Source organism: Flavobacterium sp. (assembly GCF_044361015.1).
GTDB lineage: Bacteria > Bacteroidota > Bacteroidia > Flavobacteriales > Flavobacteriaceae > Flavobacterium.
In genome coordinates, this window is record NZ_JBIKJL010000066.1 from 1 (window position 1) to 9,596 (window position 9,596).

At 33.7% G+C, this 9,596-nt stretch carries 8 protein-coding genes; 5 read left to right on the forward strand and 3 right to left on the reverse strand.

Features of this window, described 5'->3' with window-relative positions; translation table 11 throughout:
* Positions 1-383 precede the first annotated feature (383 nt).
* A complete protein-coding gene (pbpC, locus tag ACIQ2Z_RS11615; RefSeq protein ID WP_396184317.1) occupies positions 384-2,672 on the forward strand; it encodes a penicillin-binding protein 1C in 2,289 nt (762 codons plus the stop codon).
* A 9-nt stretch (positions 2,673-2,681) separates the two neighbouring features.
* Here the strand turns inward: pbpC and ACIQ2Z_RS11620 are convergent, their stop codons facing one another.
* From ACIQ2Z_RS11620 to ACIQ2Z_RS11630, 3 genes are all read right to left on the reverse strand, one after another.
* Positions 2,682-3,638: a T9SS C-terminal target domain-containing protein gene (locus ACIQ2Z_RS11620; RefSeq protein ID WP_396184318.1), complete on the reverse strand. Its 957-nt coding sequence runs from the start codon at positions 3,636-3,638 to the stop codon at positions 2,682-2,684.
* 229 nt (positions 3,639-3,867) lie between these two features.
* Positions 3,868-5,412: an Rne/Rng family ribonuclease gene (locus tag ACIQ2Z_RS11625; protein ID WP_396184319.1), complete on the reverse strand. Its 1,545-nt coding sequence runs from the start codon at positions 5,410-5,412 to the stop codon at positions 3,868-3,870.
* A 355-nt stretch (positions 5,413-5,767) separates the two neighbouring features.
* Positions 5,768-6,061 carry an HU family DNA-binding protein gene (locus ACIQ2Z_RS11630; protein WP_112085891.1) on the reverse strand — a complete coding sequence of 98 codons (294 nt, stop codon included), beginning with the start codon at positions 6,059-6,061 and terminating at the stop codon, positions 5,768-5,770.
* Between the two features lie 133 nt (positions 6,062-6,194).
* Here ACIQ2Z_RS11630 and mutY point away from each other — a divergent pair, with 133 nt between their 5' ends.
* The 4 genes from mutY to gldD form a co-directional block, all read left to right on the forward strand.
* The gene (mutY, locus tag ACIQ2Z_RS11635) at positions 6,195-7,232 is read left to right on the forward strand and encodes an A/G-specific adenine glycosylase (RefSeq protein WP_396184320.1); all 1,038 of its coding nucleotides are present in this window, start codon (positions 6,195-6,197) and stop codon (positions 7,230-7,232) included.
* A 50-nt stretch (positions 7,233-7,282) separates the two neighbouring features.
* A complete protein-coding gene (locus tag ACIQ2Z_RS11640; RefSeq protein ID WP_396184321.1) occupies positions 7,283-7,729 on the forward strand; it encodes a single-stranded DNA-binding protein in 447 nt (148 codons plus the stop codon).
* 22 nt (positions 7,730-7,751) lie between these two features.
* On the forward strand, positions 7,752-9,047 hold the full coding sequence (locus ACIQ2Z_RS11645; RefSeq protein WP_396184322.1) for a gliding motility-associated protein GldE: 1,296 nt from the start codon (positions 7,752-7,754) through the stop codon (positions 9,045-9,047).
* The coding region (gene gldD / locus ACIQ2Z_RS11650) for a gliding motility lipoprotein GldD (protein WP_396184323.1) at positions 9,040-9,596 on the forward strand (557 nt) is incomplete at its 3' end. The genes ACIQ2Z_RS11645 and gldD, both read left to right, overlap by 8 nt.

Sequence of the window (9,596 nt, forward strand, 5' to 3'; positions counted from 1 at the left end):
AAGGTTTTGTATCAAGGTTGTTTTACCCACCTGACGCGGACCAAGTAGCACAATGGCTTTCTTTTTATCCCAATCTTCAAGGATATTTTGATGTAATTCTCTCGCTATCATGACCACAAATGTAGTAAAAATAGTTTAAAATCAGTAAAAATATATAATATTTTAGGATTGTAACCCCAAAATATTATAATATAATAGGATTATAATCCCAAAATAGTATATTTATTTGTTGTGCTGAAAGGATATTAATGCAATAATTTCTGTAATTTTACCGTTGTTAAAAAACAAATTTGCATTCTTTTTCCGTGTTCAAAAACCTCTTTCATAAAGCCAAAACCAAAATCCTTCAACACAAAATCAAATCCCTTTTGATTTTGCTATTGATGATTGGCTATTATTTTTGTTTACCACGAACGCTTTTCAACGAACCGTATTCCACCGTTATTGAAAGCAAAGAAGGCAATTTATTAGGAGCTAAAATCGCTCGTGATGGACAATGGCGGTTTCCGGCTTCAGATAGTGTGCCGGAGAAGTTTCAACTCTGTATTATTGCTTTTGAAGACCAACATTTTAACTATCATCCGGGTTTTAATCCGATTTCGATGTGGAATGCTTTTCGACAAAATAGCAAAGCTAACAGAGTGGTTCGAGGAGGAAGTACGTTAACTCAACAAGTCATTCGTCTTTCCCGAAAAGGAAAAAACAGAACCTATTTTGAAAAAATAATTGAAATAGTTTTGGCAACGCGGTTGGAATTTAGGCATTCCAAAAAGGAGATTCTGAGCTTGTATGCCGCTCATGCTCCGTTTGGGAGTAATGTAGTGGGATTAGAAATGGCTTCATGGCGGTATTTTGGGGTGCAATCGCATCAATTATCGTGGGCAGAAACAGCTACATTAGCAGTTTTACCCAATGCTCCAAGTTTAATTTATCCCGGAAAAAACCAACAACGTTTATTGGAAAAACGCAATAAGTTATTGCATAAATTGTATGAAAATAAAGTTTTAGACCAACTTTCGTATGAAATGGCGTTGCAAGAACCGTTGCCACAAAAACCATTTGACTTACCGCAAATGGCACTGCATTTATTACAAAAAACAGCCAAAAAGCAAGAAGGACAAAAAATAAAAACCACGATTGATTTTGCGTTGCAAGAACGATTGAACCAAATTGCTCAAAATTATTACTACCAATACAAACAAAATGAAGTTTATAATTTAGCCATTTTGGTGGTTGATGTCGAAACCCGAAATATTATTGGCTATGTGGGCAATGCTCCCACCGATAATAATCATCAAAAAGATGTAGATATAATTTCTGCACCACGAAGCACGGGAAGTATTTTGAAACCCTTACTTTTTGCTGGAATGTTGGATGATGGAGAGTTGTTGCCCAACACGTTGGTTCCTGATATTCCAACACAAATTTCAGGGTATAGTCCGCAGAATTTCAATTTAACATATGACGGAGCGGTTCCTGCCAGACGAGCTTTGTCGCGGTCGTTGAATATTCCGTCGGTGTTGATGTTGCAGGATTTCGGAGTATATCGGTTTTATGAACAATTACAACAATATGGTTTTACTACCATGAATAAGCATCCTAATCATTACGGTTTGTCACTTATTTTGGGTGGAGCGGAAAGCAATTTATGGGATTTGTGTAAAACCTATGCCGGACTGACGGGAACGCTAAATCAATATCAAGCTAACAAATACCAATACCGACAAAATGAATTTTCGGAGTTGAATTATGAGGTAGAAAAGAAAGTGGATTTCGGAAAATTATCTTATCAAAAAAATATAGTAGGGGCGGGTTCAATTTACCTGACGTATGAAGCGATGAAGGAAGTAAACCGTCCTGAAGGAGATGAAGCTTGGCGGTTTTATGATTCGTCTTTACCCATTGCTTGGAAAACCGGAACGAGTTTTGGTAATCGCGATGCGTGGGCGGTTGGATCGAGTTCAAAATATGTAGTTGGAATTTGGGTAGGAAATGCGACAGGAGAAGGTCGTCCTTCATTAACCGGAGTAAGTCACGCAGCACCGATTTTGTTTGATGTATTCAACTTATTACCTAGAAGTAGTTGGTTTGAAAGACCATTAAATAATATGCAACAAGTGGAAGTTTGTTTGAAAAGTGGCTACTTAGCCAATGAAAATTGTCCGAAAGTTAGTCAATGGATTCCGGTTTCGGCCAAGCAAACCGAACAATGTCCATATCATAAACTTATTCATTTAGATATTTCCGAACAATTTAGGGTGAATAGTAGCTGTGAAAATGTAGATAAGATTGTTACAAAACCTTGGTTTGTATTGCCTCCTGTGATGGAATGGTATTATAAAAATAAAAATATGGATTATTGGGTTTTGCCACCTTTTCGACAGGATTGTGCCGATAATCAAATGGCTGCGATGGATTTTATTTATCCTAAAACCAATAGTAAAATCTATTTAACCAAAAACTTTGACAGTGAAGTACAACCGATGATTTTGAAAGTGGCTCATTCGCAACCTAATATAAAATTGTATTGGTATGTGGATAATACCTATTTGGGAATCACACAAAATTTTCATGAAATGCCACTGATAGTTGCATCCGGAATACATTATGTTACCGTAGTTGATGAAAAAGGAAATGAAATTAAGCGAAAAGTGGAAGTGGAGCAGGAGTGAGTCTTTGGCTTATCTTGACATAAATTCTAACGAAAAATGATGCAGTTGTTGCAAAACCGTTCCAATAATTTTTCTTGAAAACCGTTCATTAGAAATGTAAAAATCAATACCGTTGGTTGAACTAATGGCTTCTATTTGATGAAAAGGCAATTTCAATTTTATTTTTCTTTTGTTAATATTTTCAAAGTTTACATTTTTCAAATCGTAAATCAAATACATAAATGGTTTTAGCTTTTTGGTATGTCCACAAAGAGCGATGAGGTTTTTCCCTTCTACAAAAGTTGCTCCTGTAATCAATCCGTTTACTTTTAGGGTTGTAATATATTCTGCTGAATATTTCCCGGCTGTTTTGGGTAAACGATAAACAGCGGATTGATTATTTTTCCATTGTTTGGTAAATAGAATCAGTTCATTTTCAGTAGCAATAAAAGCTTCGCAATCAAAGTTAGTAGTGTTGCTCTTTTGAATGGAAAAATCGGTTTGTTCGGGATATGAAAAAGAGATAGTTTCTATTTTTGGATTATCAAATAAGGAGTTTTTGGCTATTTTAAAAATGGTTAAATCGCTTCTGTTTCCGCTGGCATTATTGCCGAAATCACCCAAATAAAAGTGGGTTTCGTCTTGAGTGAGTTCCTCCCAATCTTTGTTTTTTATACCATTTAATTTAATGCTTTTTGTGATAGCACCTTTTTTATCTAATTGATAAAGATGTAAATCGGTGTCGTCATTGTGAGTATAAAGGTGATTTTCCCACTCCACCAAACTAGAGGTTTCATTGAGCATATCGTTCAAAACAACTGAAGTAAATTTCTTAATTTTTAGTCTTTTATAACAGCAATTTCCATCGTTTTCAACTGCATTTTGATTATAATTTCTAGCCAAAACATCCGTGCAACCCAACTGGGCTGAGGTTGTGGTTTGGAATATAATCCAAAATAAAAAGATAAAAATTAATTTTGTTTTCATAGGATAAATTTTTTTTAACCTCTTCCCAACCCCCTCCTAAGGAGGGGGAGACGAGACGTTGAAAATCCTTTGAAATTTGTAGTTTTTTAGATAATTAAAAAACAAACAGACATTTTAAGATAAAAAATTTATAATTCGTGTAAATTAGTGAAATTCGTGTCAAAAATGAAAATTCTGTGAAATTATTCTAAAAAAAAACGTCCACCAAATAAATGGCAGACGTTCAATTTTATTCTTTTATTACATTACCCTCTTTATCATAAAATTGGTATTGTAAAAACGTGTAAGCATCACGAGGTATAATTTTCACCCATTTTTTATGTTCAAAAAACCATTTTGAACGTAATGATGGAAAACCTTTGGTTAGGTATGCGGCCACAAAAGGATGGGCATTAAGCACCAGCTTTTTATGATTTTTTAGTCGTTCAACATCGAGATTAATTTTATCAATAACTTGAATTGGAGCATCTATTTCTCCTGTTCCATTGTTAGGATCTTCTTCTCTTGTTTTAATGTTGACTTCCGGTCTTACTCGTTGTCGCGTGATTTGGATTAATCCAAACTTACTTGGTGGTAAGATTTTGTGTTTTGCTTTGTCATCACTCATTTCCTCTCGCAAGAATTCAAAAAGGACTTTTCGGTTTTCAGGATTTTGCATATCGATAAAATCGACTACAATAATTCCACCCATATCCCGTAAACGCAATTGTCTGGCAACTTCTGCTGCTGCAATCATGTTTACTTCCAGGGCTGTGTCTTCTTGATTTTGAGCTTTATTGGAACGGTTTCCACTATTCACATCGATGACATGAAGAGCTTCTGTATGTTCAATAATTAAATAAGCTCCTTTGCTCATTGATACCGTTCTGCCAAAAGACGTTTTGATTTGTCTTTCAATATGGTATTTTTCAAAAATGGGCAATTCCTTTGATTGGTAAAGTTTGACAATGTTCACTTTTGAAGGATCAATTTCTTCAATTGATTCTTTGGTTTGCTCAAACAACTCTTCATCATCAATATAAATTCCGGTGAAGGAATCATTAAATACGTCTCTGAGTATTGATGAAGCTCTGTTCATTTCACTTAATACTTTAGACGGATGATGAGCCGTTGGTAATTTTTTACACATTGCAGTCCATTTACTGAGTAAATTCTGCATGTCTTGGTCTAATTCGGCTATTTTTTTGCCTTCTGCTACTGTGCGAACAATAACACCAAATCCTTTCGGTTTGATAGATTGTACAAGTTTCTTTAAACGGTCTTTTTCTTCTTTCGATTCTATTTTTTGTGAAACAGAAACGCGGTCAGAAAACGGCACTAAAACTATATACCTTCCGGCCAGAGAAAGCTCAGAGCTAATTCTTGGACCTTTGGTAGAGATAGGTTCTTTAACGATTTGTACTAAAACCGACTGATTTGCACTCAACACATCGGTGATGGTGCCATCTTTGTCAATTTCTTTTTCAAACTGAAAGTTTTTAAGGGAGAAATCTTTTTGTTTACCTGTGCTTACAAGTTTGGTGAATTTCAACATCGAAGATAAGTTTGGACCCAAATCGTGGTAGTGTAAAAAGGCATCTTTTTCGAAACCTAAATGCACAAAAGCCGCGTTAAGCCCAGGAACAGGTTTTCTGATTTTGGCGATAAAAATATCACCCACCTGAAAGCCGCTTTTTTGCTCTTCTTCTTTGTGTAATTCTACTAGTTTTCCATCTTTTAATAAGGCAAAATCTACAGCTTCAGAACCTGACCTGATGATCAATTCTTTATTCACGTTGTAAATTTTTATCTATACCTTTTAGCCGGAAGATGGAAGTTAGAAGATAGAAGTAAAAATTGGCATAACCAACTTGAAACTTGAAACTTGAAACTACTCAACACCAACTTAATTGTACAGATGGATTAAACAATATTTTAAACAGGTAGTTTTGTACCCGGTGAAACAGTTATTGTTTTTTACTGTTTCATTTCAAAGAACTTTTTGTAAAAGAAAAAAGTAGTGTAAACTACTTTTTCTTTTTGTGACGGTTAGCTCTCGCTCTTTTTTTACGCTTGTGCGTCGCTACCTTATGTCTCTTTCTCTTTTTTCCACTTGGCATAGTGTGATCTTTTTGGTATTAATAAATGAGTTATACTGCTACTTCAGTGTTGGTTTTCACACCTTCAACAAAAACCTTTGCTGGTTTGAATGCCGGAATGTTGTGAGCAGGAATTTTAATTGTTGTGTTTTTTGAAATGTTTCTTCCTGTTTTTTCAGCTCTTGTTTTGATAATAAAGCTTCCAAAACCTCTTAAATAAACATTGTCGCCAGTTTCTAATGAGTTTTTAACTTCTTCCATAAAAGATTCTACAGTTGCTTGAACATCACCTTTTTCAAGTCCTAATTTTTCTGAAATCTTCGCTACGATATCTGCTTTCGTCATTTTCTTTCGTATTAGTTATTTATGTGTAAATTTTTAAGAGTGCAAATATACAAATTAAAAAAACAATTATTCAAGCATAATTGATTAAAATTTAATCACATAAACTTATACTTTTGTTAACCAAATTAAAATTATGACTTTTTCTAATCGGCTTATATCTTGGTATTTAGAAAATAAACGTGATTTGCCTTGGCGAAACACTACAAATCCCTACAAAATATGGCTTTCAGAAATCATCTTACAACAAACGCGAGTTGCCCAAGGTTTGCCTTATTATATAGCCTTTGTGGAGACATTTCCTACGGTATTTGATTTAGCAAATGCATCAGAAGAGCAAGTTTTAAAACTTTGGCAAGGACTCGGTTATTATTCTCGTGCTCGAAATCTTCATAAAACAGCTCAATTAGTTGCTTTTGATTTGGGTGAGAATTTCCCGACTTCTTATCAGGAATTATTAAAATTAAAAGGAATAGGAACATATACAGCTGCAGCAATTGCCTCTTTTAGTTCTAATGAGCCGGTTCCTGTTGTAGATGGGAATGTTTTTCGCGTGTTAGCTCGTTATTTTGATGTGGAGACTGATATTTCCTCAACAATAGCCAAAAAAGAGTTTACAGCTTTGGCTTATGAAGTATTAGATAAAAGGAATTCTTTGCAGTTTAATCAAGCTATTATGGAATTTGGAGCGTTGCAATGCGTGCCAAAAAATCCAAATTGTTCTGTTTGTGTTTTGAATGATAGTTGTGTCGCATTGCAAAAAAATAAAGTAAATCAGCTCCCGTTTAAATTAAAAAAGACAAAAGTGACCGAACGTTTTTTTAATTATTTGGTATTTGAAGATGAACTTGGAAATTCAATTATACAACAGCGGACCGAAAAAGGAATTTGGCATAATCTTTATGAATTTCCCTTAATTGAATCTTTTATTGAATTTACAGAGAAAGAAATTACAGATGAAATCAATAAAGAGAAATTTTTTTCAAATGAAATAATGTCTATTAATGCCTACGAAGGAAAAAGTGTTTTGCATATTTTATCCCATCAACGGTTGAAAATCAGATTTTGGAATATTCAAGTAAATGGAAAATTGCAAAATGCAAAGTCAAAAGAATCCATCAAAAAGAGACCGTTTCCTATTGTGATTTTTAATTTTATTGAAAAGTATTTTTAAACTGTTATTAAATTCGTAACTTTGATACTGTCCAAAAACAACAAAATATTATGAATGGAACTTTAAATAAGGTTATGTTAATAGGTCATTTAGGTGACGATGTGAAAATGCATTATTTTGATGGTGGTAATTGTATTGGTAGGTTTCCTTTGGCAACAAATGAAGTTTATATTAATAAAACTACCAATGAAAAAATAACATCAACGGAATGGCATAACTTGGTTGTTCGAAATAAAGCTGCTGAAATTTGCGAAAAATACCTTTCAAAAGGAGATAAAATTTATGTTGAAGGGCGAATAAAGTCCAGACAATGGCAAGCGGAAGATGGTCAAACAAAATATACTACAGAAATTCAAGTAACTGAATTTACTTTTTTAACTACTAAGAAGGAAACAGAGTTAAATAAACAACAGGTTCCTTCAATGCCGGAACCAAATAAAAACACTAATTTTGAAGCCCAAAGAGGTAGCGGTAATCAAGATGATTTACCCTATTAATGTTTAACCAATATAATTAAATTTGGACCCTGAACCGTCGAGTTTGTTGCAAAATATAGATACGAGTTTGCTCTTAGGAATTTTGGGCATTCTCGTTTTGCTTTTATTTTCTGCCTTAATCTCTGGAGCTGAAGTAGCTCTTTTTTCATTATCTAATAAAGATATCGACGAGGCAACTGCTCAAAACCAATCTAAAGGAAATATTATTTCTGCCTTACTTAGCAAACCAAAAAAACTATTGGCTACTTTATTAATTGCAAATAATTTTATTAATATTGGTATTGTTATCATTTTCTCTTTTATAAAAGAAGAATTATTTAGTCAAATTAAGTTTGACTGGCTTCGTTTTGCAATCGAAGTAGGTGTTGTTACCTTTTTAATTTTATTTTTTGGGGAGGTTTTGCCCAAGGTTTATGCTAACCGAAACAATGTAAAATTTGCTAAAAAGATAGCGTCCCCAATAGCTATTTTGAATATGTTGTTGACACCAATTAATATGCCAATGCGTGCCATTACAATCTATTTGGAAAATAAATTAGGTAAACAAAAATCTAATATTTCGGTTAACCAATTGTCCCAGGCATTGGAATTGACATCGTCTGAAGATACATCACAAGAAGAACAAAAAATTCTGGAAGGGATTGTGTCCTTCGGAAACACTGATGCTAGCCAAGTGATGAGTCCGAGAATTGACTTGTTTGCCTTAGAGATAGAAGAATCATTTATAGAAGTGATTGCCAAAATTTTAAACAAAGGGTATTCTAGAATACCGGTTTATCGAGACAATATTGATAAGATTGAAGGCGTTTTATACGTCAAAGATTTATTACCACACATTGATAAAAAAGAATTTGATTGGACCGCCTTGTTGAGAGAACCACTTTTTGTACCAGAAAACAAAAAACTGGATAATTTATTGAAAGATTTCCAAAGCATGAAAAATCATTTAGCGATTGTGGTTGATGAATATGGAGGAACTTCAGGTGTGATTACATTAGAGGATATTATCGAAGAAATTGTGGGTGATATCAGTGATGAATTTGACGATGAAAACATAAATTATTCTCAAATTGACGAAAAGAATTTTTTATTTGAAGGGAAGATTAACTTGAAAGATTTTTATAGAATTGTTGAAGTAAATGAAGATTTATTTGAAAATAATAAAGGAGAAGCTGAAACATTAGCCGGTTTTATTTTGGAAATCATTGGAACATTTCCACGGAAAGGACAAAAAATCACTTTTGACAAATGTCTTTTTACTATTGAGTCGGTTGACAAGAAACGGGTAAAACAAATTAAAGTGACTTTAGATGCGTAAAAAGAGTTTGTATTTTGGGTTATTCATAATCTTGGGTTTTTTTATGGCTTGTAAAGAAGATGTCTTGCCGAAACCTACGGCTCAATTACGTTTGGATTATCAAATGTCAAATTATATGGATTTTGATAGTCCATGTCCATTTAATTTTGACTATAACACCGATACCAAAGTTAAAATAAAGGAAGATTGTGGCGTAACCATAGAATATCCAAAAATGAAAGCTACTGTTTATTTAACTTACCGAAAAGTCAATGATAATATTGATATTTTACTGAAAGATGCTCAAAAACTTACCTACGAGCACGTGATTAAAGCGGATGACATTTTAGAAACGCCTTTTATCAACACTAAAGATAAGGTTTATGGTATGTTTTATCAAGTGGGAGGAAATGCTGCATCAAACACACAGTTTTATTTAACAGACAGTATACAACATTTTGTTACCGGCTCGGTATATTTTTATGCAAAACCTAATTTTGACTCGATTATGCCGGCAGCGAGTTATATTAAGGATGATATGCAAACGTTGATGGAAACGATGCGTTGGAA